The organism is Pseudoxanthomonas sp. CCNWLY206-1 (assembly GCF_039710385.1).
In the GTDB taxonomy this organism is placed as follows: domain Bacteria; phylum Pseudomonadota; class Gammaproteobacteria; order Xanthomonadales; family Xanthomonadaceae; genus Pseudoxanthomonas_A.
On the sequence record NZ_JBDKXI010000001.1, the window covers coordinates 517,524 to 542,363 of the forward strand.

Here is a 24,840-nt window from a genome sequence, read left to right on the forward strand (position 1 = left end):
ATATAGGTGCACGGAGTTTGATCGCTCAGCATCTGGCCCACATGACGCTGATCCGGGCACGTACACTGATGTGAGACAAGGATTGGCCGACGGTACGGGATCGCTTTTCGGGATAGCGGACAAGCAGCCATCGGTGTCATTCATGCCGATCCGGCGTATCGCTGGACATTGCAGACACTGGCAGAGCGCGCCTGCATGTCGCGGCTCGGGTCCGCTTAGAAGTTCAGGGAAACAATAGGAACTTCGCCGATGGAATGACGCGCTGGCGCATGCTGCTGCCAGGAGACAAGCTGGAAAACTCCGGCGATCCCGTTATCTCCCCTGTCTCTCGGCTACGAATCCGAAAGCGCGTTCAGCACGGCGTTCAAACGGATCACGGGCGCTTCGCCGCGGCAGTATGGCCGGCGTTCCACGCCCGCTCCCAATAAGCCAGGTCGGCAGCCCCAATGGAACCAGCCAGCCTCGGCCGGATGGTGATCAAGGATAGCGTTCGCTCGGCCGGACGCAGGGCGAGCCGGCGGTTTTCTGAAAGTCTTCTATACGGGGTACCGGACGCACGCGTCGCTTAAAGCCGTCTTAAAACGGCCTGGATACCGTTTTTCCGGCCTGCGACAAGCGCGCTTTCAAAAACCCCCCTCCCCACCCCTGCACGGTAAAGACAATGGCAAACTGGACAGCTTCCGATAACTTGCCTCGAGACGAGGTTGGAACTCGCGTACCTTCGCCGCTTTACGCCGAGGTCACTGCATACGTCGAATCGCACGGGGGCGGACAAGGCCTCTTCTGCACGCCGGTCAGCGGCGTCAACATCATCCGCTCCTTCCAGCAAGTGATGCCGGTCCGCAGGGTCTACCAACCGTCGCTCTGCATCGTGATCCAGGGCACGAAGGAGATCCTCTACGGTGAAGACAGGCTGGTCTACGGCGCGATGGAGTGCCTGGTCGTCAGCATGGAGTTGCCAGCCTGCGGGCGCGTCATCGAAGCCAGTCCTGACGCGCCTTTCCTCGGCGTCGTCATCGATTTCGACGTGGCGATGCTGCGGGAGGTGCTGGAACAGGTCGACACGCTGCCTGTTTCGGACAACGACCTCGCTCCTTGCGTATTCGTCGCCCAGGTCGATGCGCCGCTGGCCGAATGCGTCCTGCGTCTGGTCAGGATGACGCAGACACCGAAGGCAATACAGATTCTTTATCCCTCGGTGATGCGCGAGATCTGCTACTGGCTGCTGAGCAGCGAACACGGCGGTCAACTGCGCAAGCTCGCCTTGCCGGAAACCCAGATGCAGCGCATTGCCAAGGCGATCCATTTCCTGCGCGACAACTTTACCCGCACGCTGCGCGTCGAACAGCTGGCGGACGCGGCATGGATGAGTCCGTCGTCGTTCCACCAGCACTTCAAGAAGCTGACCTCGATGACGCCGCTCCAGTACCAGAAGCAATTGCGCCTGCTCGAGGCGCGCCGCTTATTGGTGGCGGGGACGGCGACGGTGGCGGAGGCCGCCTATCAGGTCGGCTACGAGAGCGCGTCGCAATTCAGTCGCGAGTACTCGAGGATGTTCGGGATTTCACCGAAGCGCAGCGTAACGAACCTCAGGGCTGCAGCGGCCTGAAAGCCCCAGCCGCCCAGCGACGCCAGATGCCGAGTAACGATCGCGGCGGTGCACCCTTTGGGCTCGCGAGCTCCTGATGCTGGCTTGGTAGCAAGGTTCAAGCAGGAACGGGGAATGGAATGCCCCTTGACCAGCTATTCGGCTGTTGATTGCGTAAAAGGGCGATGGGTGCCGCAGGCAACCGGGGATTTACTCTTCGCGCGAACAGCAAATCCCCCCCAATCCCCCTTTTTAAAAAGGGGGAGGCAAAAGCGAAATCCGATCCCCAGCTTCCCCAATCTCGCTCACGTTGCCTCTGTGAGGCGAGGTGGTCGAAACCAATCTGAAATCATCGGAAGTCGAGACCGCGCGTACGCGACTGAGGAACGAAATGATTCATGGCGTAGCGGTTTCCGGCACCCGATTACAGAAACCTTGCCGAGGATCATGGTTGGAGGATCAAGCACGTTTTTTGTACTCCGCGGCATGGTGGGTCCACCCAGCCCCGCGCATATTGCACCGACGCCATACGAAGGCGCGCCGGTAAGCCGTCGCCTGTCACCCACTTGCTTCATCCCATCAAAAGAGAACGCGCAATGGATACTACGGGCGACCTTCAGTCCAGCGATCAATGGTTCGTCGGGCATCCATCCGCGAGCCGGCCGCTGTCGAGTTCGCCGAAGACGGGCGAGCAGCGAAAGCGGGCCAACGACACGCGGTTCCAGACTTCAGGCTGCTGATCGCATGACCTTGCCTTCTATTGAGCGCGCCACGCCGCTGCCGCCGCTCACGAATTACTCGCTCCCCTTTCTCGTCTCCGGCACCGGCGTGCTTCGAGCCAGGTCCTTCCTCTCATGAGCCAACCTACGGTACCCGCGCGACGTCGCCCTCGCCTGCTGCAAACCCTGTTGAACCTCCGCCGCGAGGAAGTGGGCCCGGTCTTGATCGCGGCGCTGTTCTTTTTCTGCGTACTGACCGCGTTGATGCTGCTGCGCCCCGCCCGCGATGCGCTGGGCATGGAACGCGGCATCGAAAGCATCCGCTGGCTGTTCATCGGTACCGCGGTAGTCACGCTGGCGGTGAACCCGCTGTTCGGGTGGCTGGTCAGCCGTTTGCGGCGGCTGCAGTTCATCGGCGCGACCTACGGGTTCTTCGTGCTGAGCCTGGTGGGTTTCTGGGCACTGCTGATGTTCACACCCGGCGCGATCGGCCAGCGCAGCGGGCAAGTTTTCTATGTCTGGTTCAGCGTCTTCAACCTGTTCGTCACCATGGTGTTTTGGGCATTGCTCGCCGACCGTTTCAGCAGCGAACAAGGCAAGCGTTTGTTTGCGCTGATCTCGGTGGGTGGCACGCTCGGCGCCATTTTCGGACCGTGGCTCACGTCGCAACTGGCCGAGCCGTTGGGTACACCCAACCTGCTGCTGGTCGCCAGCGGATTCCTGCTGCTGGCTCTAGCCACGGCTTGGCTTCTGGTGCGCGTGGCGCCGGACCGGGCCAACGCCTATCCATCCGCCGCCACAGCCGGATTCGCGAGCGAAGCGGAGCGTATCGGCGGCAGTGCGTGGGCAGGCCTGCGAGCGGTGTTCCATTCGCGCTATCTGACCGGCATTGCCGGCTACATCCTGCTGATGACCGTACTCGCGACGTTCATCTACTTCACCCGCCTGCAGATGGTCGCAGCGGTATCGGACAGCATGGATGCGCGTGCGGCGATCCTGGGCAACATCGACATGTGGACGCAGATCGCGGTGCTGGTTCTGCAACTGACACTGACCGGAAAAATCATCAGGCGATTCGGCCTGGGCGTGGCGCTGGCGGTTCTGCCGGTCGCCACGGCGATCGGTTTTATTGGGTTGGCGGTCTACGGCTCGTTCGCGATGCTGATCCTGCTGGAGGCCGCGAACCGCGCGATCCAGCGCGGCATTACTCGGCCGGCGCGCGAAGCGCTGTTCACCGTGGTCAGCCGTGAAGAGAAATACAAGGCCAAGGCCTTCGTCGACACCTTCATCTACCGCAGTGGCGATGTCGTCGGTGCGCAGACCGAAGGCGTGCTCGGTCGGCTGGGCTTGGCGATGGGCGGACTGGTCAGTGTGGTCGTGCCCCTGGCGCTGGTCTGGGCTGCGCTGGGCATCTGGTTGGGTCGTGCGCAAGCCAGACGCGTCGCGCAACCGGCGCCGAGCAGTGTCGCGCCTGCGTTCGATGGTGCGCACGACAACCCGGGCGAGTCCGTGACGCACACCACGCTTGCGTCTCTCCGGCAGGCGCCGATCGCCCGAACTTCCCCCCGTGACCATGAGAGCCATTGAATGACTGCACCCGCACGAACACTCGCAACGCTCGCTCTTCTCGTTCTTCCCCCCACCGCTTTCGGCCAGGAATCCTCGGCAGCATCCGACAGCTGGTCCCTGGGCATCGGCGCTGCTGTCATCGACAGCCCCTACGCGGGCGAAGGCACGCGTGTCCGTCCCTTCCCGCTCGTCAGCTACGAAGGGGAGCGCGTATTTCTCAGCGGAATCTCGGGCGGTGTGCACTTGTACGAGTCGGATCGATTTACGTTCGACGCGATTCTCGCCGCTCGCCTTTATGGCTTCGACATCTCGGATCTCGGGCGTGCCGAGCTGCGGGCCAACGGCGTGGATCCGGACCTCCTGAGCGACCGCGATGACGGCATCGACGCCGGCATGCGCGCGACCTACCGCACTCCGTTCGGTGCGATCGCGCTGGAAGGACTGCGTGACATCTCCGATGCCAGCGACGGTTACGAGATCTCGCTCGACTATCGCCATACCTGGCAGTTCGACCGAACCGCGCTCACTGCCAACGCAGGGGCGAGCTGGATGTCATCCAGCCTTACTGGCTATTACTTCGGAATTCTGGACGAAGAGGTCGCGCGCGGCGTTACCGCGTTCTCGCCGGGGTCTGTCGTTGTCCCTCGCATCGGCGTGTCGCTGATGCGTCCGCTCGGATCGAAGTGGCAACTGCTGGGGTCGATCGAATATGAGTTCCTGCCTAGCGAGCTGGAGGACAGCCCGTTGCTGGAGCCCGGCAGCGACGGAACCGGGCGCTTGGTGCTCGGATTGAACAGACGCTTCTGATTTCTCGACGTACACACTTCCAACCAACAATGAGGAAAAGAAATGATCGATGTATTGCGAATGGAAAACACGCGTGCCGCACGTTCCCCTTGGCGAATCCGTCTTGCCGCCGTGTGTGCGTTGTTGAGCGGCGCGTTGGCCGTGGGCGGCGCGCTGGCGCAGACCCCGCCCAAACCCGATTGGGGCCTGGCCGACATGCCCTCGCAGAAGGGCCGCATCTTCCTGGTCACCGGCGGAACCAGCGGCATGGGGTATGAGGACGCCAAGGCCCTGGCTGCTGCGGGTGCGCGGGTGGTGATCGCGGCACGCAACCCGCAGCGGGGGCAGGAATCGATCGACCGGATCAAACAGGAAGTGCCCGATGCGCAGATACAGTTCGAATCCCTCGACCTGGCCGATCTGGCTTCGGTTCGTGCACTCAGCCAACGGCTCAGCACCACGTTGCCCCGGCTCGACGGTCTGATCAACAACGCGGCGATCATGGCGCCGCCGGAGCGCGGTACGTCCACGGACGGCTTGGAAATGCAGTTCGCCACCAACTACGCCGGCCACTTCGTCCTGACCGCCGAGCTGTTGCCGTTGTTGCGCAAGAGCGACGCGCCCCGGGTGGTCACGCTGTCCAGCGTCGCCGCTCTCCGCGGCAGCCTCAACTTCGACGATCTTCAGTTCAAGCAGGCTTATGTTCCGTTTGCGGCGTATGCCCAGTCCAAGCTGGCGTGCCTGATGTTCGCATTGGAACTGCAACGGCGCAGCGACGCCGCGGGTTGGGGCATCCAGAGCATGGCCGCCCATCCCGGGATCGCGGTGACCGAACTGGTTGCTCGCGGACCTGGTCTGGACAGCGAACAAGGGCGTCAGTGGGCCAGCAATCGAGATCGCATGCAGACCGCGGCGCAGGGAGCAGTGCCCACCCTGTACGCTGCCACCGCGCCCGAAGCGCGGGGCGGAGTCTATTACGGTCCGACCGGCCCGAATGAAATCGCAGGACCGCTTGGTGTGGCGACGATTCCGCCCGCAGCCAACGACGCGGCGGCGGCAGCCCGCTTGTGGACGGTAAGCGAAGAACTCACTCGCACTCGCTTCTCCTCACGCATCCGCTGATTTCGTTTTCCATCGCGGACCGTTGCCGAGCGTTTGTCAAACGCTCGTTTTCCACAAGCCTCCAAGCAGGTAGGAACTCCCGCACAGGAAAGTCGCGAGTGCTCCCCGAGTCTCGTGGTACGCCTGTGCGGGTTCCGCATTCTTGCTTATCGATCCCCTGCCCTGTGCACGGCCGGCGCTGGCGCCGCTTGGCTAACCGAATCGGTCGCTTGCGTCGCGGACGCCGGCGCACCTGGCACCTCCCCACGAGTCGAACGGAAATGTCCGTCCCGCGTCGCCCGCGTCTGTTGCAAACCCTGTTCGATCTTCGTCGCGAGGAAACCGAGCCGGTGCTAATCGCTGCGCTGTTTTTCTTCTGCGTGCTGACCGCGCTGATGGTGTTGCGACCCGCGCGCGACGCTTTGGGTCTGGAGCACGGCATCGAAAGCGTGCGCTGGCTGATTATTGTCACCGCGGCGGCGACGTTGGTGCTCAATCCATTATTCGGCTGGTTGGTCAGCCGCTTGCGGCGGCTGCAATTCGTCGGCGCGACCTACGGCTTCCTGGTGCTGACACTAGTGGGCTTCTGGGGCTTGGCGGCATTCGCGCCCGCCGCGGTCGGCCACGCCAGCAGTCAGGTGTTCTACGTCTGGTTCAACGTGTTCAACCTGTTCGTCACCATGGTGTTCTGGGCGCTGCTGACCGAGCGCTTCACCAGCGAGCAGGGCAAGCGCTTCTTCGCCCTGATATCGATCGGCGGCACGCTAGGCGCTGTCTTCGGGCCCTGGCTCGCGTCGCAGCTGGCCGAGCCACTGGGCACATCCAGCTTGCTGTTGGTCGCCAGCGGCTTCCTGCTGCTGGGCATGCTGGCGGCCTGGCGGCTGCTGCGGATCGCGCCCGGCCGATCGAGCGACGCCGGCGTAGGCCAGTCCTCGCGCGCGGACCGGAGCGAGCGCATCGGCGGCAGTGCCTGGGCTGGCATCCGCTCGGTGTTCCGTTCGCCCTATCTGGCCGGGGTCGCCGGCTACGTGATGTTGATGGCGGTGACCGTGACCTTCGTGTACTTCACGCGCTTGCAAATGGTCGCCGGGCTCGCCGACGACATCGACACGCGGGCCGCGATCCTCGGCAGGATCGATATGTGGACACACATCGCGGTACTGGCACTGCAGCTCACCTTCGCCGGACGGCTCATCAAACGTTTCGGTCTGGGCGTCGCGTTGGCGATTCTGCCCGTGGTCACCGCGGCCGGCTTCATCGGATTGGCGATCTATGGCTCATTCCTGGTTCTTATCCTGCTCGAGGCCACGACCCACGCGGTGCAGCGTGGCATCACCCAGTCGGCGCGCGAGATGCTGTTCACCGCGGTCGGCCGCGAGGACAAGTACAAGGCCAAGGCCTTCATCGATACCTTCATCTATCGCGCGGGCGACGTGGTCGGTGCGCAGACCGAGGGCGCAATGGGCCGGCTGGGAATGGCGATGGGTGGGCTGGTCAGCGTAGTGCTGCCATTGGCATTGGTGTGGGTGATGCTGGGCCTGTGGCTGGGACGTGCACAGGCACGACGCGCAGCCTTGCTGGCCAGCGCCGCATCAGTGCGACTCGACAGCGACGTCACAGTGCGACAGACCGTCGAAGCCGGCGCCGAAAGCGCATCGCCATTGACCGGTTCCGCGACGACAGGACAGAAGACGCAAAGCACAGTACCTGAGTCTTCGTTCACTGCGTGAGGTGCGACTGGACTCCACCGTCTCGGAGTATCAGGCAAAAAAACCGTATTTCCCGGCATTCATGACTATCCGTTGCGTCTATAGATTCGTGAGCACAGTTCGAGACGTTCTGGATCGCACCCTGCATCCGGCAAACAACCATACCGACAGACGGCGATAATCATGGCTAGCTGGACAGCTTCCGACATTCCTTCCCAACAAGGCCGTACCGCGGTCGTCACCGGAACTGGCGGCCTCGGTTTCCAAGACGCACTGGCGCTGGCACGCGCGGGTGCGAACGTCATCATCGCGGGCCGAAGCCCTTCTAAAGGAGCGGCCGCCATCAGTCAGATTCGCCGAAACGTTCCTGGCGCGAAGGTGCGTTTCGGGGAACTGGATCTCGCCAGCCTCGACTCCATCGAAACCTTCAGCGAGCGATTGAGGAATTCGCAAGGCAGTCTCGACTTGCTCATCAACAACGCCGGCGTCATGACGCCGCCGCAGCGGCAGGCGACCGCCAACGGATTCGAGTTGCAGTTCGGCACGAACTATCTGGGCCACTTTGCCTTGACCGCCCAGCTGCTGCCGCTGCTATGCAAAGGCAATCAACCGCGGGTCGTCACCATCTCCAGCCTGGCCGCTCGTGCCGGCATTATCGATTTCGACAACCTGCACTCCGAGCGCAGCTACAAACCGATGATCGCTTATGGTCAGTCGAAACTGGCCTGCCTGATGTTCGCCCTAGAGTTGCAGCGCCGCAGCGCTGCGGCCGGCTGGGGCATCCAGAGCATCGCGACCCATCCGGGTATTTCCCGCACCAACCTGCTACCCAATGGCGCTGGCGCGTGGAGCGCGGAGGGTATGGCGCGACGCTTTTTGTGGTTTCTGTTCCAGCCTGCCGCGCAGGGTGCGTTGCCAACGCTCTTCGCCGCGACTTCGGCGCAGGCTCAAGGCGGCTCCTACTACGGTCCAGACAGACTTAGCGAAGCTCGGGGCTACCCCGCTCCCGCCAGAGTGCCCCCACAGGCGCTGGATACGGGTAGCGCCGAAAGGCTGTGGCGCGAGTCGGAAAGGCTGACTGGAGTGACCTTCTTCGCTGGCAGCGAGCACGAGCCTTTACGACGGCTCGCCGCGGTTCCCTGGACGGATCGCCTTTGAGCGACCTTCAGTGCCTGCTTCTTGGCGACGCTTGCCTGTCGGCGCCTTTCAGGAGGATGGCCGGCCGCCTGACAGCGGACCCTGGCGCGCATGCCGAGGTCCGGCTTCGCGGTTTCGGGCACGCGATGCGGCAACAAGCCATCTCCGATCAGAGAACCCACCATGCACAAATACATTGTCTATGCGGCCTATGGCTGGCTCACCCTAACGGGGATCCTTCATTTCGCCGTCGACGTCGTGTCCCAATATCTGCGCGGCAAACACCCGCCAGGAATCGAAACAACCCTGTACTACGGCCTGCATTCCGCGTTCGCCCTGGGACAGGTTGCGTTCGGGCTGCTGGGGCTTTTCATGGCTTGGCGGGCCATGCACCTGCTTAGCGAAACTCCGGCCATGGTCCTGTCTGTTGCGGTGGCGTTCGGATGGCTCGCGATCACCTTTCTCTTCATGGAATATTGGGAGCCCAAGCTCAACGTCGGCATTTTCTGCGTGCTTCTTGTGGCCGCTTTCGCCACACGTTGATCGTGTCTGTCGGACCTAAGTTCGCGGTCCTCGGCGAACACCAGAGCACGTGTCGGGGGAGCAGATACACGCTAAGTTGGACCAACTACATCATCTCCGCGTCCGATCAGGCTGCAGCGGCGATTGCAAACGGTGCTCAGCACCACCTCAGCGAGTCGACAGTTTCAGCGCTAGTGAATGAGCTTTATCTCTAGATGGCCGCTATCGGTCAGAAACTGCCCTTCCTTACCCACGATAAACATTCCTACTCGCCCTTCACGATATCGCGCGACCAATAGGCATCGAACTGCCGTGCCTGCCGCGGCGTCAGCTCTTTGGTGAGGGTGGCGCGGATCGTTTCCACCGCGTCGGCTTGCCCGCTTCCCAGTTCGCGCGCCAGTTCGACCCGGGCGCGCTGGTCGATGCGCAAGTTGCCGAAGGGATCGAAGTAGGAGTCGACACGCTGGCGGTCGAGCACACCGTCCCAGCCCGCCGGCTGCGACGCGTCGGCACGGTTTGCGATCTCTTGGTAGGCGACGATCGCGTTCTCGCGACTCATCGTTCCGCGCAATCGTGCGTAGCGCGTGCGCAGCAGGGCGACTTCGGCGTTGTCCGACTCGCGCGTCAACGCGTCCAGCACGCGACCGATCCAGTCCCAGTCGACGTTGCCGGTGGCTGCCTGTGCACCGAGCAGATTGAAACGCGCGATTGCCAAGTAGTAGTCACGCTGGTGGTGAGCAGCCACCTGCTCCGCCGACGGCAGGCCGATCTGTGAGGGTTGCACCACCTCGATGCCGGGGGTACCGGCCAGAATCGCTTCGATGTCGTACTTGTGGAACTCACCCACCACCACCAGCACCGTGCCGCCAACATGAGCCTTGGCCGCCGCCGCGATCCGCTGCGACTGCAGAAACGTACGGTATAGATATAGTCGGCGCGGCAGGTCGCGCGCGGCCTGTGTCGGAATATTCCGTATCCAGTCGTCGACCTTTGCCAGATTCTTGCGGTCATCGGCATGGAATAGCCCGCGCTGCAGTGCCGCTGGTTCTGGAAACGCCAGAAACGCTCGCGGTGGGCGGACTTCGGGCAAGGTCGAGATCGACATACCGAATCCGAGTACTTCGTCCTCCGCCGGCGGCATCCAGTCGAACGGGCATAGCGAGATCCCGCGGGCACGCGCCAGCGGCACGACAACGTCCTGGATTTCGTAGGTGAATTCGTAGTGATCGTTGCGTGCGAATTGCTCGGGTGCGCGTTCGACACATATCGCTTGCGGCGCCAGTCGGGTCACGAATGCAGCGAGCGCAGCGGGCTGGTCGGATTCGGACACGAGCTGCGCGGCGTGGTTCACACCAAGTACGACCACACGGGTAGTCGCAGGCGCTTCCCTGGCTGCGGCGGGCAAGGCAACCAGCGCTAGCAGGCAGGCCAGTATCAGGTGCAAGGCGATTCGGACAAGCATCGTGGTCCAGGTCAGATCGAGAGCGCCTACCCTAGGGTGCCGGCACGCCTGGTGGATGTGCCGATGGTCACCGCCAGAGACTGCGCCTCGGGCCACTGGGCCGAGCTATGCGGTGCAAGGAGCGATCAGCGCCGCATGACGCGTGGAATCTGGATGCCAGACGTCCGGGAATCATCATTGCCAGCCTAGGCGATGTCTGCTTCCGCCGCCTGGGCGAGCGCGTCTCCTCCAGCGTGAAAGTGAACCTGGAACCGTTCGGCCACGAAAAAACGTTATGGCTCGCGCTGAACAATTGATTGGATATGACACGACGCGCCTGCCTATGCTTCGCCTCGAAGTTGATCCATGACGGTTCATGGCTCAACGGCAGCATCCGGCAACGCGAAGCCCTGGCACGCCAACCGGTGGCTTGGCGGAACCTCAAAAAAGGTATCAGGGGCAACTTCATAAGGCCGTGCCGGCCAGGACGGTCACCGGCCGAGACTCATTGCCCTGCCCCCTTCTCGCCGCCGAATCCCTATAAACATCAATGGTTGAAGTTATGCACCACTACAAATCCCCTCTCGCCGGGTTCAATGCATTCTGGTTTGTGTCATGCCTGGCATTGAGCACGCTCGCTCACGCGGCGGAACCCGCGACTCGCGCCAAGCCTTTCGAATGGAAATCCAGCGAGCCCCTGATCAAGCCGCCCGCCGATGCCAAGCATATCCATGGCGTCAAAGACCCGACCGTCGTCTACCACGACAATCGATACCATGTTTTCATGACCACGGCCGCGACAACGGGCTGGGGCATGGCGTATACGAGCTTCGCTGATTGGGACCAAGCGCCGAAGGCGCCCCTGTTCATGCTCGATCAGTCCCCCATCGGGCCGGGTTACCGCGCTGCGCCGCAGGTTTTCTATTTCGCGCCGCAAAAACTCTGGTATCTGATTTACCAAGGCGGCGACCCGTTGTATTCCACGACCAGGAATCTGGCCGATCCCCGCTCATGGACCGCGCCGCAGCCTTTCTACCCCACCATCCCGGAAAGCGTCAAAGACGCCGAGGGCAAGGCGGCCTGGCTGGACTTCTGGAACATCTGCGACGACAAGAAGTGCCATCTGTTCTTCACCGACGACAACGGCAGCTTCTTCCGCGGTGAAACAACGGTGGAGCGCTTCCCCCATGGTTTCTCCGAGCCCGTCGTCGTCATGAAGGAAAAACGCGAGGACATGTTCGAGGCGAGCAACACCTACAAGATCACCGGCACCGATCAGTACTTGACGCTGATCGAAGCGATCGGGCCCAGCGGCAGGTACTTCCGGGCATGGACGGCCGATCGCCTGGACGGCAAGTGGCAACCCATTCCCGGCGCCAGGATGAACACGTTCGCTGGCGCAGAAAACGTCAAGTTCGACGGACGGATCTGGTCCGAAGGCGTATCCCATGGCGAACTGGTCCGCGACGGCGTCGACCAGACGCTGAGCATCGACCCCTGCCAGCCGCTGAGGTTCCTCTACCAGGGCTTGGACATGGAAAAAGACAAGAAGTACGAATACATCGAACTGCCCTATCGGCTGGGCGTGATCACCGCCACCGCCCCCAACGCCATCAGCGAGTTGTGCAAGGAATGATCACGAGTGTAGTGAAGAGCAAGCTCCTCGCCAGCCTGCTGTTGGCCGCAACGGCATTGACGGCGTCGGCCGCGGATCGCTTTCCGCTGGCCGACGTTCGTCTTGGTACCGGTCCCTTCCTCGATGCCCAGAACCGCAATCGGCATTACCTGATGTCGCTCGATCCGGACAAACTGCTCGCGCCCTTCCAGCGCGAAGCCGGTTTGCCGCTGAAAGCGCCGAGCTACGGCAACTGGGAATCGCACGGCCTGGACGGCCACATCGGCGGCCACTACCTGTCGGCGCTCGCGCTGCTGTATGCGTCGACCGGCGACGCCGAGGTCAAGGAGCGCCTCGACTACTTCGTCAATGAACTCAAGAAGTGCCAGCAGGCCAACGGCAATGGTTACATCGGCGGCATCCCGGAAGGCAGCAAAGCGTGGCAGGACATCGCCCAAGGCGCGATCAAAGCCGACAACTTCTCGGTCAACGGCAAGTGGGTCCCCTGGTACAACCTGCACAAGACCTACGCCGGCCTGCGCGACGCCTATCACTACGGCGGCATCCAGGACGCGCGCGCCATGCTGGTCGGGATGGCCGACTGGGCGCTCAAGCTGACGGCCGCGCTGAGCGAGGAGCAGATGCAGTCCATGCTGCGCAGCGAACATGGGGGCATGAACGAAGTGCTGGCCGATGTGTACGAACTGACCGGCGACAAAAAATACTTGGCGCTGGCGCAGCGCTTCTCGCATCAGGCTTTGCTGCAGCCGCTCGAAGAGGGCGAGGACAAGCTGACCGGCATGCACGCCAACACGCAGATCCCGAAAGTGATCGGCTTCGAGCGCATCGCCGCGCTGGGCGGCGACCAGAAGCTGCACAAGGCCGCGGAATTTTTCTGGCGCACGGTGCACGATCACCGCACCGTGGCCATCGGCGGCAACAGCGTCCGGGAACACTTCCACGACGACAAAGACTTCTCGTCGATGATCAACGCGGTCGAAGGCCCCGAGACCTGCAACACCTACAACATGTTGCGCCTGTCGGAGATGCTGTTCCGCCGCGATCCGAACGCGCGCTACGCCGATTACATGGAGCGTGCGCTGTTCAATCACATCCTGTCGTCGCAGCATCCTGACACCGGCGGCCTGGTCTACTTCACGCCGATGCGGCCGAACCACTACCGCGTGTATTCGGAGGCCGACAACTCCATGTGGTGCTGCGTCGGCTCGGGTATCGAGAGCCACGCCAAGTATGGCGAATTCATCTACGCCCATGAGAAAGATGTGCTGTTCGTCAACCTGTACACGTCCTCGACGTTAGAGTGGCGTGAGAAAGGCGTACGCATTACCCAGACGACGCGCTTTCCTGATGCCGACACCAGCCGCCTGACGATCGATGGCGATGGCGTATTTACCGTCAAGCTGCGCTATCCGGGCTGGGTCGCGCGCGCAGCCATGCAGGTGAAGGTCAATGGCAAGCCGGTCAAGGTCGATGACAAGCCGGGCAGCTATGTGGGCGTCACGCGTCACTGGCGCAAGGGCGACCGCGTCGACGTGACGCTGCCGATGCGCACGACCCTGGAGCGCATGCCGGACCAGTCGGACTATTATGCGGTGCTGCACGGGCCGATCGTGTTGGCGGCCAAGACGCAGCCGTTCGCCAACGAGAAGCTCAACGTGTTCGCAGGCAATTCGGGGAGCCAAGTCCCTAGCGGGGCTATGTGTCCGCTGGGGGCGGCGCCGATGTTCGTGAGCGACACGCGCGACTTTGTGAAGAAGTTCAAGGCGGTCAAGGGCGAGCCGATGACGTTCACGGCGCCGGGGCTGATCCAGGGCGGCACGGGCGACATGAAACTTGTTCCGTTCTTCCGGCTGCACGATTCGCGCTATACGATCTACTGGCCGTATTCGACCCCGGCCAACGCCGAGGCCACACGCGAAGCGGTGGCCAAGGCCGAAGCCGAGCGCATCGCCCTCGACGCGCAGACCATCGATCAGGTGGCGCCGGGCGAGCAGCAGCCTGAGTCCGATCACGCGTTTGCTGGCGAGAACGCCGACGCCGGGGTCGCCAATGGCAAGCACTGGCGCCGTGCAAGCGGATGGTTCAGTTATGTGCTGAAGGACCGCAAGCTGGAAGCGAAGACCCTGAGGCTGACTTTCAGCGGCGGCGATGCCGGCCCTGCTTTCGATGTGCTGGTCAATGGCCGGCACATCGCCACGATCACACTGGAGAAGAATACGCAGGAGTTCTACACGAAGGATGTGGCGATTCCGGCTGAATTGCTCAACGAGTCGCTGACGGTGAAGTTCGTCGCCAAGCCGGGATCGATGGCAGGCGGATTGTACGGGCTACGTTTGCTGCGTTAGACAGTCGTGTATTGCCCCGCCGGATATCAAGCGACGCAGTGGCAATCCAATAAGCGCAATCTGTCGTTGACCCGGCGCGCCATCCCGCCGCAATTTCATGGCGGCTTTGCAGCATTCTCTGAATAACTACTGTCTGGATACGTCCGCATGAACATCATCAAAAACAGCCTCGTCGTTCTCGGCATGATCGCGGCACCGGCTTTTGCCGCCAGCCAGGTCAGCATCAGCATCGACGCCGGCACACCCGGCCCGGTCATCAACAAGAACGTGTACGGCCAGTTCGCCGAGCACCTGGGCACCGGCGTCTACGAAGGCATGTGGGTCGGCTCGCAGTCCAACATCCCCAACACCCGGGGCTGGCGCAATGACGTCGTCGGCGCGCTCAAGGAGTTGCACGTGCCGCTGGTGCGCTGGCCGGGCGGCTGCTTCGCCGATACTTACCATTGGCGCGACGGCATCGGCCCTCGGGACAAGCGCCCGACCAACGTCCACGGCAATGGCAACGTAGAACAAATCAACGCCGTCGGCACCCACGAATTCTTCGACCTGATCGATATGCTGGGCGCAGACGCCTACGTCAACGGCAACGTCGGTACCGGCACCGTGCAGGAGATGTCCGATTGGGTCGAGTACATGACGGCGGAGGGCGGCTCGCCCCTGGCCAGGCTGCGCGCTCAGAACGGGCGCGAAAAGCCGTTCAAAGTCGCCTACTTCGGTATCGGCAATGAGTTGTGGGGCTGCGGCGGCAACATGAAGCCCGACTACTACGCGAACTTGTACAGCAATTACGATGCATTTCTGAGGGCGCCCGCGCAGTCCAGGCCGAAAATGATCGCCAGCGGCGGCAGTGGCTTCGACACCACGTGGACCCAAGTCCTGAGCAAGGAACTGAAGGGCCGCACGATCGGCATCAGCGTCCACCAGTACACCATCGCAGGCACCACTTGGGAGGACAAGGGCGCGGCCCTCGGCTTCAAGGAAGGCGAGTGGATCTCGATCCTTGCCAATACCTTGAAGATGGATCAGCTGATCAAAGATCACGTGGCGGTACTGGACAAGACCGATCCCGAGAAGAAGATCGGGATGATGATCGACGAGTGGGGCACTTGGTATGACGACGCCGATAAGGGCGCCAGAAGCGCGTTGTTCCAGCAGAACTCCCTGCGCGACGCGCTCGTGGCGGCGCTCAACTTCAACATCTTCCATGAGCACGCGGAGCGAGTGCCCCTGACCACCATCGCCCAGATGGTCAACGTCCTGCAGGCGATGATCCTGACCGACAAGGAGAAGATGGTCCTGACCCCGACCTACTACGCGTTCCAGATGTATGTGCCGTTCCAGGATGCCACGTCGCTGCCGCTGGCAATCAAGGACAACACCCGCTACACCCTGGGCGCAGTGACCATTCCGGGCGTGAGCGCTTCGGCGGCGCGCGCCAAGGACGGCAAGCTATACCTGGCACTGGTCAACACCGATCCGCACAAACCGGTCGATGTCGCCGTCAACGTCGCCGGCGCCAAGGTAAAAGCTGCGACCGGCAAGGTGCTGACCTCGGCCACGATGGATGCGCACAATACGTTCCAGAATCCGCAGGTCGTCAAGCCGGCTGCCTTCAGCACGCGTGCCGCAGGCGGCAAGCTGTCGATCAATGTGCCTGCCAAGGCGGTGATGGTGGTCGCCTTGGAAGAGTAAACGCCGCACGTGCAAGCGCTTCGCGAGCACCTTCAGCTAAATCGCGCTAAGTGAACTGGCGAGGCAGCCCCACTTCATCACTTCAATACAAGAAAAGATGCGATCACTTTCAATCACGGCGATTCTGGCGACGTTACTGGCGTGCGTGCCGACTATTGGCTTCGCCGAACCCAAACAACGCCTGATCGTCCTCAGCGATATCGAGGCCGATCCCGATGACAGCCAGTCGCTCGTGCGCTTGCTTCTGTACGCGAACCAGATCGATATCGAAGGCATCGTCGCCACCACCTCTACGCATCAGAAGTCGCGTATCGCACCGGAATCCATGCAGGCGATCATCGATGCCTACGGCCGGGTGCAACCCAATCTGTCGAAGCACGAACCGGGTTTTCCGAAAGCGGAGGCGTTGAAAGCGGTGGTGCGCTCCGGCTCGCAGCTCTATGGCCTGCAAGGTGTCGGCGACGGCAAGGACTCGCCGGGTTCGGACGCCATCATCAAGGCGCTGGAGAAAGATGACACGCGGCCTCTATGGGTTGCGGTTTGGGGCGGCGCTAATACGCTTGCTCAAGCGTTGTATCGGATTGAACACGACAGGACGCCGGAGCAAGCCGCTCGCCTGGTAAGCAAGTTACGTGTCTACACGATCTCCGATCAGGACGATTCCGGTTACTGGATACGCAAAGAGTTTCCCGAACTGTTTTATGTCGTCAGTCCCGGCGGGTATGGCAATGGCACTTGGACTGGCATCCACACAGCCGAGCCGGGCTTCGACAGCTCGGAAGTGAGCAACCTTTGGATTGCCGCTCATATTCAACAGGGGCACGGACCGCTGGGCGCGATGTATCCGGATGTCTCTTTTGGCATGGAGGGCGATACGCCCTCCTTCCTGTCCTTGATACCCAACGGCCTGAACGTACCCGAGCATCCGGACTGGGGCGGCTGGGGTGGGCGCTACGAGTTGTATACGCCAGCGTTGGAGAACACCAATCCGGAAGGCTTCACCGGCAACGTACCCGTATTGCAAGAGCCTCGTGCCATCTGGACCAACGCCGTAGATAGTTACAGGCCGATGGTCTACAACGACTATGGCCGCAGCGTGCGTGCCCACGATAAGGTCAGCAGCGGCTACAGGACCACGATCTGGCGCTGGCGCAAGGAATTCCAGAACGATTTCGCTGCTCGAATGGATTGGAGCATCAAGCCATACGAGGGGGCGAATCATCCGCCGGTGGCAAAACTCGGCCATAGCGATCGGCTGACCGTCAAATCCGGCGAAGGCTTCATGATGAGCGCCGCCGGCACCTCCGACCCCGATGGAGATAGCTTGAGCTATCTGTGGTTTCAGTATCCCGAAGCTGGCAGCTACAAGAAGGAAATCAAGCTGGGGTATGCGGAAAATCATCATACCGTTTGGGGGCAGGCGCCAGTGGTAAGCAAGGCGGAGACCGCGCACTTCATCGTTCAAGTGACCGATAAGGGCAGTCCCGCACTGACGCGCTACCAACGCGTCATCGTCACGTTTAATCCGGACGACGGAGGGAACTAAGCGGCGTTTTCCCGGATGCCGCTGGCACCCGCCGCGAGCTCCTCCCGTCAGATCGCCGCAGAAGCAAAAGCTCGCGCCGAGGACGGTGCTCCTACGGGTCATGGACCTTTTGTAGGAGCGGCGTCCCCGCCGCGAGCTCTTCCGTCAGGTGGCGGTTCCGCCCCAAAGCTGCGGAAGCTGGAATGCGGCCAATCGTTCGGCCGAGCCGCATGGCCATGCTTTACCGGATTGAAATGGATGTATTCCACATACCGGATCAGTTCGTCGGCGTCGCGAATCTGCCGCTCCCAATAACGTCTTTGCCAAATGCCGCGTTCGCGGCGCGCAATCGGCACCGCTGATCTGCGTTCGGCCACATATCCCGCCACACTTGTTACTCCCGCTACTCGCCCCGCAGCCCTATCTTCGTCGACATAAACTTGAGGAACTGAAGTGCATATCGCGGACAAAACAGTTCTGGTTACGGGTGCCAGTCGCGGTCTTGGGCGAGCTCTGGTCGAGGAGGCCTTGAGGCGCAGCGCAAAGCGCGTGTACGCCAACCCCTCGCCCACCCAAGCTCGCGTGTCATGCCCCTGATCCTGGACGCACCCAATGCGGCGCAGATTGGCCCGCTTAGGAATCAGATTGTCAATTGGCTAAACAGTGATAGTTTCCCTTGGTCTCTAGCCGGAGCTGCCAAAATGGATAAGACCGAGATGCATTACGACATCGAAACCGACGTGATGTTTCCGCAAGCCACCCATATCGACGTAGCCGCCATCGCCGCTGCCGCACAGCCCTGGTGGAACCGAACCCTGACGCGGGTAAATGACGCCGTCGTGCGGCTGGGCGTGCTGGAAGGCGATTTCCACTGGCACAAGCACGACGATGAAGACGAGTTCTTCTTCGTCCTCGAAGGTCGCCTCGATATCGAACTGGAAGACCGCAGCGTGAGCCTTGGCCCGCAGGAAGGATTCACCGTCCCCAAGGGCGTGATGCACTTCCCTCATGCCCGTGGTCGGGTGGTCGTGCTGATGGTTGAGAAAGGGAGTGTCGTACCAACGGGGAGCTAAATGGTCAGAGAAACACCATCAGATGAGAATCACGGTCGTCTCTGAGTCGATCCTTCGCGGGTTGGCTTTACTCAGGCCCAGGCAGCGGGAGAGGAAACATGATCTCTAGACAATGGCGCGGTCTTGCGAAGCTCGACTGCGCAGAGGACTACATCAATCATCTGCGAAATGACACATTTCCGAAGCTCCATTTGCTTGCGGGTTTTGTGGACGCATCCATACTTTCACGAAAACTTGCTGACGGTATTGAGTTCATTGTCGTGACTCGGTGGCGATCATTGTCTGCAATCGAAGCTTTCGCAGGGCGCAATCCTGATATAGCCGTTGTTCCGGACAATGTTAAACAGATGATGGTCGAGTACGATCTATCGGTGCGTCACTACACGATAGTCCAATAGCTATCCTCAAGCTCGTACCCTGCTCTGGTGTTTTTGGAGTATCTCGGCAGGGGCGCTGACAAGATCACACTGTTTGGTTCTTACGAACACTCAAGCCCTGAGTCACTTGCGCGATGGCGAACGCGCTGTCTTTATTTTTTTGCCTGAAACTCGCTATTGAAGAGTCGTTGCCCTGGGCTGCACCAACCCACTATTCGATCCATCACATCAGCCAGATCATCATAGAAGGCTTCGTTCGCATCTCGGTGGTGCAGCAGCTGTTCCTCAAACAAGGCATAGATATCGGATTGGCTCAAGCCTTCCTTTTCGAGATCACGGATAAGCCCGACCAGGCTCTCCTTTGGCTCGGAGCTGCAAAGTGCCGAGTCAATGCGACTCACGTGCTCTGGATTTGACATTGCACTTTGTCCATATAAACAAACGTCATTCGAGCAACATGCGTCATTCTTTCACCCCACCAGCGGCAGGAGCCGCGAGTCGCGGCCCGCCGATCGCCTGTGCCCGCGTCTACGCGAATGCCTTCCTGCAAACGCGCTTCAGCGCTCGCCAGCTATCGACGTTGCGATGGCATCGGCAAAGGCGTCCGCTTGCTGTGCGAGGCGGGTAGACCCAGCCGCGGCATCCGCCCTCGCAGGGTCGCCTAGATAGCCGAGTGGCGTGATTCGCTTGGCGTGGTCATAGCCCTTGCGCCACACTTCGACATCCTTCGGCGTTAGATCCGTAGGCTTGAGCGAGGGAATGATCTGTTTCCGTACCGCATCCGGGGCAATGCTGAGCAACATCGACGTTTCGGCTTCCCCCGCATGGAGATCAGGGTGCGCCGGCGCGGCATTCGCGGGCGCATCCACGAGAAGGAAGCCCGCGTCTTCAGCCTTTAGCCCAAGGCGAAGTGCGAGGGGCTCAGGCACAACGTAGTACGCCTTGATGTCCGATGCGCCGTTCGCGCGTTTTATGGCCTCGACAATTGCGCGGCTGTGTGCCGCATCGTAATGGCCGGTGATGCAGAAAATCCGCTTGAAGCCTGCCTTGGACAGGCTGCGAAAAACATCCGTCATTAATTCCGTCATCACTTCGGGACGAATGTCGATCGAACCCGGAAACGATCCCGTCACTTGATTGACGCCCCAATAGTAGGCGGGCACGATGACGCTGCTGATCTTCCGCGCTGCAAGCTGTCGCTGGACCTGCAGTAGCTGCGCCGATGGAATATAGACGTCTGTTGCGAGCGGCAAGTGAGGGCCGTGCTCCTCGATCGCGCCAAGCGCCCAAAGCGCTACAGCGCCAGTGCGCGTCGCCTCTTCCAGTTCGACATGCGTCATCTCCGCCATGGTTCCCGCGAACACGGAAGGACTCGATGCGGCCGAAGCGGACGCCGCCATGCAAAGAGCGATTGCAGTGACGAATCGCAACGTCAGTACGATTTTTCCAGGCTGTTTGATCATCTTTGCGTGTACTCGAAAAGAAAAGTGCTAATCGCAATCACCGCCGGTGCGGGAGATGGCAAGGAGAAAGCATGGAGCTCGGGAGATCATAAAGCCTGGTCGCGACATCGCCATGACCTTCGAGGTCATTTATGGCATGTCGCTGTGCGCGTTTAGCCGTGCCCTTAGCGGCGGAGCGACAGGCGTTGACCGCTCGCTGAAGCACTTCCAACCAAAACGAATTTACTTCGTCGATCGAGGATCATTACGAAATTGATATAGCGCCACGTCAAATTGCGATCACTCCTCGCGGGTTTTGACAAGAGTTTGGCGATACTCTGAAAACCACGCCGGGTGAACACCCGCAACAACCGTTGAAGGTCACACCCAGCCATGCGCCTCGTCAGCCTGCTGCACCACTTTGCCCTTTGCTGTGCAGCCCTTGCCTGCGGTGCCGCGCAGGCCGCCGAGCCGTCGCCCGGCGCCAATCCAGTGCTGCGCGACCGCTTCACCGCCGACCCCGCGCCGCTGGTCGTGGGCGACACGGTCTACCTCTACGTCGGCCGGGACGAGGCCAAGGGCACCGACTTCTTCCTCATGAAGGAGTGGCTGGCCTATTCCTCCAAGGATCTGCGCCACTGGACAGCCCACGGCGCCTTCATGAAGCCCACCGACTTCAACTGGGCGGTGGGCGATGCCTGGGCCGCGCAGGTAGTGCAGCGCAACGGCCGCTTCTACTTCTACGCCACCGTGCAGCACGACGACACGCAGCCCGGCAAGGCCATCGGTGTGGCCGTGGCCGACACACCGCTGGGCCCGTTCAAGGATGCGCGCGGTTCGGCGTTGATCACCGATGCCACGACGCCTAGTCCCTACGGTTGGAACGACATCGACCCCACCGTCTTCGTCGATGACGATGGGACTGCCTGGTTGGCCTGGGGCAATCCGGTGCTCTACCTGGCCCGGCTGAAGCCAAACATGACCGAGTTGGACGGCGCCATCGAGAAGATCGCGCTGCCCAACTACACCGAGGGGCCGTGGCTGTCCAAGCGCAACGGCATGTACTACATGACGTACGCATCCATGGCGCACCAGAACGTCTGGGAGCACCTGTCCTATGCCACCGCTCCCAGCCTGCGCGGGCCCTGGACTTACCAAGGCCTGCTGACAGGCCCGACGAAAAATAGCTACACCATCCACGCGGGCGTCATCGACGACTTCAAGGGCCAGTCCTACCTGGTCTATCACAACGGCGAACTGACCTTGCCCGATGGCCAGACGGGCGCCGGCAATCGCCGTTCCGTCACGATGGAGTACCTCTACTACGACGCCGATGGCCGCATGTGGCCCGTCGCGCAGACCGAGGCCGGCATCAGCGCGCCGCCCAAGCCGCCGGCAGGCAAGGTGCCCGCGCCGGCGGATCCGGGCCGCTCCGACACCCGCGTGGCCGTCCAGCAGTTCGCCCAGGGCTATCCCGAAAGCTGGCCAGGTCGCCCGGCGCTGGCCTCGGTCGCCCGGCCTTTCGAACAGGCTCCCGAGCCCGTGGGCTTCAACCGCGACGGCGGTGCCAGCCGCCTGGCGCAGACCTTCGTGCCGCGCACCGACATCGCGCTGGGCAAGCTCAGTCTCTATGCCGGCGACGGCCACGGCACCGACGTCGTACACCCATTGCGGCTGTCGCTGCGCGACGTGGAGGCCGGCACCGAACTGCTCGGCGCCGGCCAGGACCTGGCCATCGCCTATCGGCCGCAAGGGGCCGGACTGTTGAGCTTCGACTTCAGCGCCCATCCACCCGTCGTGCTACAGGCGGGTCGTCGCTACGCGCTGGCGCTGCAGGGCGACAAGGGGGGGCTGACGGTCTATCTGCGCGCCAGCCGCGACGACGTTTATGCCGACGGCGAGGCCAGCCTCGACGACCGACCGCTGAAGGACAAAGAGGGCCGCCCTGCGGACTTCGCGTTCGCGCTCTATGCGCGCTGAGCCGACCGAAAACTGATTGACCGATGCCCTGACTCGCCGTCATTACCTCGCAAACAAAACACGGATCCGCTTGCCCATGAACCGCCCGATTTTTTCCCTCCTGATGGTTTTCGTCCTCGCCTTCGTTGCGCCTCAGGCCGTTCCGGCAGCACAGTCGGCACAGGCGGACTCAGCCCACAATCCCCTTATCTGGGCCGACGTCCCGGACATCGCCATCATCCGTGTAGGAAAGACCTACTACATGAGCAGCACGACGATGCACATGAGCCCGGGCCTGCCGATCATGAAGTCGACGGACCTGGTCAACTGGCGCATGGCTTCCTACGCCTATGAAACGCTTGCCGACAACGAAGCCTTCCGGCTGGAAAACGGCAAGAACGCCTACGGTGCCGGCTCCTGGGCCAGCAGCCTGCGTTACCACGACGGCGTGTTCCATGCCTCGACTTTCTCCGCCACCAGCGGACGCACCCACATCTACACCACGCGCGATCCGGATCGCGGCCCTTGGAAAGAGACGAGTTTCGAGCCCGTGATGCACGACCACAGTCTGTTTTTCGACGACGATGGTCGCGTCTACATGGTCTACGGGGGCGGTCGCATCATGCTGACCGAGCTGAAACCCGATCTCTCGGGAATCAAGCCCGGTGGCGTGAACAAGGTTCTCATCGAAAACGTCAACACGCTCTTCGGTGCCGACCTGGGCGGGCTCAATGGCGAAGGCTCGCAACTTTCCAAGATCAACGGACGCTACTACCTCTTCAACATCGCCTCGCCCGGGAGCCGCTGGGCGCGCACCGTCATCGTCCACCGCGCCGACGCCATCGATGGTCCCTACGAGGGTCGCATCGCGCTCGATGATCGCGGCATCGCCCAGGGCGGTCTCATCGACACCCCGGAAGGCAAATGGTATGCCTATCTTTTCAAGGACAACGGCGCCGTCGGTCGCATCCCCTATCTCGTGCCCGTGACTTGGAAGGACGGCTGGCCCGTGCTCGGCAAAGACGGCAAGGTGCCCATGACGCTCGACATCCCCGCCGGCGGACAGGGCATCTCCGGTGCCTCCGGCATCGTCGCCTCCGACGAATTCGACCGCCGGCCCGGCGCCCCTGCCCTGCCCCTCGCCTGGCAGTGGAATCACAATCCCGTGCCGCGTGACTGGTCGGTTTCCAAGCGCCCGGGCTATCTGAGCCTGGTCACCAGCCGGATCGTTTCCACGCTGCCCGAGGCGCGGAATACCCTCACCCAACGCACCTTTGGTCCCAACAGTTCCGCCACCACCAGCATCGACGTGAGCGGCATGAAAGACGGCGACTGGGCTGGCTTGGCCGCTTTCCAGAAAAACTATGGCTTTGTTGGCGTAAAAATGAGCGACGGCGCCAGATCTCTCGTCATGGTGAGCGCCGACTCCGACCATCCCGAGGAAATCGCCTCCATTCCCCTCTCTGGCAACACCGTTCACCTCAAGGTCGAATGCGAATTTGAGCCCTCGCCCGAAGTCGCCCGCTTCTCCTACAGCCTCGACGGCAAATCCTGGACGCCCATCGGCCGTCCCTCGAAACTTGCCTACACCTTCCCTCACTTCATGGGTTATCGCTTCGGCCTCTTCTTTTATTCGACCAAGACCGCCGGCGGCCGCGTGGATTTCGACTACTACCGGATTGGGCCAAGCGGGGGCTCGCGCTGACCAAGTGGTTGACGCGGCATACCCGCGATAAACATCTTACTTGGTTGCCAGCAGTACTTCCGGAGTATCCAAGCGCTCACGCGTCGTTGCCATCAAAGACAACCTCTGGAGCTTCGTTAGCGATTCAATTGCCTGCAGCCCTGTCGCTTTGGAGAAGATGATATTCAGCTCTTCGAGCCAGGGCAGCTCGCACAAGAAGGAAAAGTCGCTCTGCGCCCAGCCACGACTAACGTTGAGGTAGAGCGCGGTTATACCTCGGTCGTGGAGTTCTCGCTCAGTACCTGGCACCCACTTTCCCGTAAGCATGGCGCCGGGACGATCGACGCCATATGGGTCGTTGTATGGATTTAGCACCACTGTGAAGGCGGAACTCACTCGCTATCCTCCTGGAGGTTTGATTCCGAACTGCGGCCAGTTACTTTCGCGGATTTCGTTTCTTCTATTGTCGAGCACGTCGACCCACCTTCAGCGTTAATCGCGTTCTGCTCAGCCACACGGCCGAAAGTAGACACCG

19 protein-coding genes are annotated in these 24,840 nt (G+C 61.7%); 16 read left to right on the top strand and 3 right to left on the bottom strand.

Annotated features, from left to right (window positions below):
• Nucleotides 1-661: 661 nt before the first annotated feature.
• The 7 genes from AADW18_RS02190 to AADW18_RS02220 all read left to right on the top strand — a co-directional run bounded on the left by AADW18_RS02190 (nt 662) and on the right by AADW18_RS02220 (nt 9,152).
• Nucleotides 662-1,609: an AraC family transcriptional regulator gene (locus AADW18_RS02190; protein ID WP_337341703.1), complete on the top strand. Its 948-nt coding sequence runs from the start codon at nt 662-664 to the stop codon at nt 1,607-1,609.
• 833 nt (nt 1,610-2,442) lie between these two features.
• Nucleotides 2,443-3,894, top strand: coding sequence for an MFS transporter (locus tag AADW18_RS02195; RefSeq protein ID WP_337341704.1), 1,452 nt, complete (start codon nt 2,443-2,445; stop codon nt 3,892-3,894).
• Nucleotides 3,895-4,683 (top strand): MipA/OmpV family protein, encoded by a 789-nt coding sequence (locus tag AADW18_RS02200; protein ID WP_337341705.1) that lies wholly within the window; start codon nt 3,895-3,897, stop codon nt 4,681-4,683.
• Between the two features lie 42 nt (nt 4,684-4,725).
• Nucleotides 4,726-5,784, top strand: coding sequence for an SDR family oxidoreductase (locus AADW18_RS02205; protein ID WP_337341706.1), 1,059 nt, complete (start codon nt 4,726-4,728; stop codon nt 5,782-5,784).
• A 260-nt stretch (nt 5,785-6,044) separates the two neighbouring features.
• On the top strand, nt 6,045-7,493 hold the full coding sequence (locus tag AADW18_RS02210; RefSeq protein ID WP_337341707.1) for an MFS transporter: 1,449 nt from the start codon (nt 6,045-6,047) through the stop codon (nt 7,491-7,493).
• Between the two features lie 162 nt (nt 7,494-7,655).
• Nucleotides 7,656-8,630 (top strand): SDR family oxidoreductase, encoded by a 975-nt coding sequence (locus AADW18_RS02215; protein WP_337341708.1) that lies wholly within the window; start codon nt 7,656-7,658, stop codon nt 8,628-8,630.
• Between the two features lie 162 nt (nt 8,631-8,792).
• The gene (locus AADW18_RS02220; protein WP_337341709.1) at nt 8,793-9,152 is read left to right on the top strand and encodes a hypothetical protein; all 360 of its coding nucleotides are present in this window, start codon (nt 8,793-8,795) and stop codon (nt 9,150-9,152) included.
• Between the two features lie 244 nt (nt 9,153-9,396).
• Here AADW18_RS02220 and AADW18_RS02225 read toward each other — a convergent pair whose 3' ends face one another.
• Entirely contained in the window at nt 9,397-10,593 is a 1,197-nt protein-coding gene (locus tag AADW18_RS02225) for a hypothetical protein (RefSeq protein ID WP_337341710.1), read from the bottom strand.
• A gap of 529 nt (nt 10,594-11,122) precedes the next feature.
• Here AADW18_RS02225 and AADW18_RS02230 point away from each other — a divergent pair.
• From AADW18_RS02230 to AADW18_RS02260, 7 genes are all read left to right on the top strand, one after another.
• Nucleotides 11,123-12,208 carry a non-reducing end alpha-L-arabinofuranosidase family hydrolase gene (locus AADW18_RS02230; RefSeq protein WP_346842722.1) on the top strand — a complete coding sequence of 362 codons (1,086 nt, stop codon included), beginning with the start codon at nt 11,123-11,125 and terminating at the stop codon, nt 12,206-12,208.
• Between the two features lie 11 nt (nt 12,209-12,219).
• Nucleotides 12,220-14,553 carry a beta-L-arabinofuranosidase domain-containing protein gene (locus tag AADW18_RS02235; protein WP_337341712.1) on the top strand — a complete coding sequence of 778 codons (2,334 nt, stop codon included), beginning with the start codon at nt 12,220-12,222 and terminating at the stop codon, nt 14,551-14,553.
• A gap of 147 nt (nt 14,554-14,700) precedes the next feature.
• Complete coding sequence (locus AADW18_RS02240) at nt 14,701-16,245, top strand: alpha-L-arabinofuranosidase C-terminal domain-containing protein (protein ID WP_337341713.1); 1,545 nt, start codon at nt 14,701-14,703, stop codon at nt 16,243-16,245.
• A 97-nt stretch (nt 16,246-16,342) separates the two neighbouring features.
• On the top strand, nt 16,343-17,791 hold the full coding sequence (locus tag AADW18_RS02245) for a nucleoside hydrolase-like domain-containing protein (protein WP_337341714.1): 1,449 nt from the start codon (nt 16,343-16,345) through the stop codon (nt 17,789-17,791).
• Between the two features lie 680 nt (nt 17,792-18,471).
• Nucleotides 18,472-18,843 carry a cupin domain-containing protein gene (locus AADW18_RS02250; RefSeq protein ID WP_337341715.1) on the top strand — a complete coding sequence of 124 codons (372 nt, stop codon included), beginning with the start codon at nt 18,472-18,474 and terminating at the stop codon, nt 18,841-18,843.
• 98 nt (nt 18,844-18,941) lie between these two features.
• Nucleotides 18,942-19,241 carry a hypothetical protein gene (locus AADW18_RS02255; protein WP_337341716.1) on the top strand — a complete coding sequence of 100 codons (300 nt, stop codon included), beginning with the start codon at nt 18,942-18,944 and terminating at the stop codon, nt 19,239-19,241.
• Nucleotides 19,242-19,354: 113 nt separating this feature from the next.
• A complete protein-coding gene (locus tag AADW18_RS02260) occupies nt 19,355-19,636 on the top strand; it encodes a hypothetical protein (RefSeq protein ID WP_337341717.1) in 282 nt (93 codons plus the stop codon).
• 141 nt (nt 19,637-19,777) lie between these two features.
• On the opposite strand, the gene AADW18_RS02265 is transcribed toward AADW18_RS02260, so the two are convergent.
• Nucleotides 19,778-20,683 (bottom strand): creatininase family protein, encoded by a 906-nt coding sequence (locus AADW18_RS02265; protein WP_337341718.1) that lies wholly within the window; start codon nt 20,681-20,683, stop codon nt 19,778-19,780.
• Between the two features lie 372 nt (nt 20,684-21,055).
• Between AADW18_RS02265 and AADW18_RS02270 the strand changes: the two genes are divergently transcribed.
• Together AADW18_RS02270 and AADW18_RS02275 are read left to right on the top strand one after the other, a co-directional pair.
• Nucleotides 21,056-22,642: a glycoside hydrolase family 43 protein gene (locus AADW18_RS02270; RefSeq protein ID WP_337341719.1), complete on the top strand. Its 1,587-nt coding sequence runs from the start codon at nt 21,056-21,058 to the stop codon at nt 22,640-22,642.
• A gap of 76 nt (nt 22,643-22,718) precedes the next feature.
• Complete coding sequence (locus tag AADW18_RS02275) at nt 22,719-24,326, top strand: glycoside hydrolase 43 family protein (RefSeq protein ID WP_337341720.1); 1,608 nt, start codon at nt 22,719-22,721, stop codon at nt 24,324-24,326.
• 36 nt (nt 24,327-24,362) lie between these two features.
• On the opposite strand, the gene AADW18_RS02280 is transcribed toward AADW18_RS02275, so the two are convergent.
• Complete coding sequence (locus AADW18_RS02280; protein WP_337341721.1) at nt 24,363-24,701, bottom strand: hypothetical protein; 339 nt, start codon at nt 24,699-24,701, stop codon at nt 24,363-24,365.
• Nucleotides 24,702-24,840 lie beyond the last annotated feature (139 nt).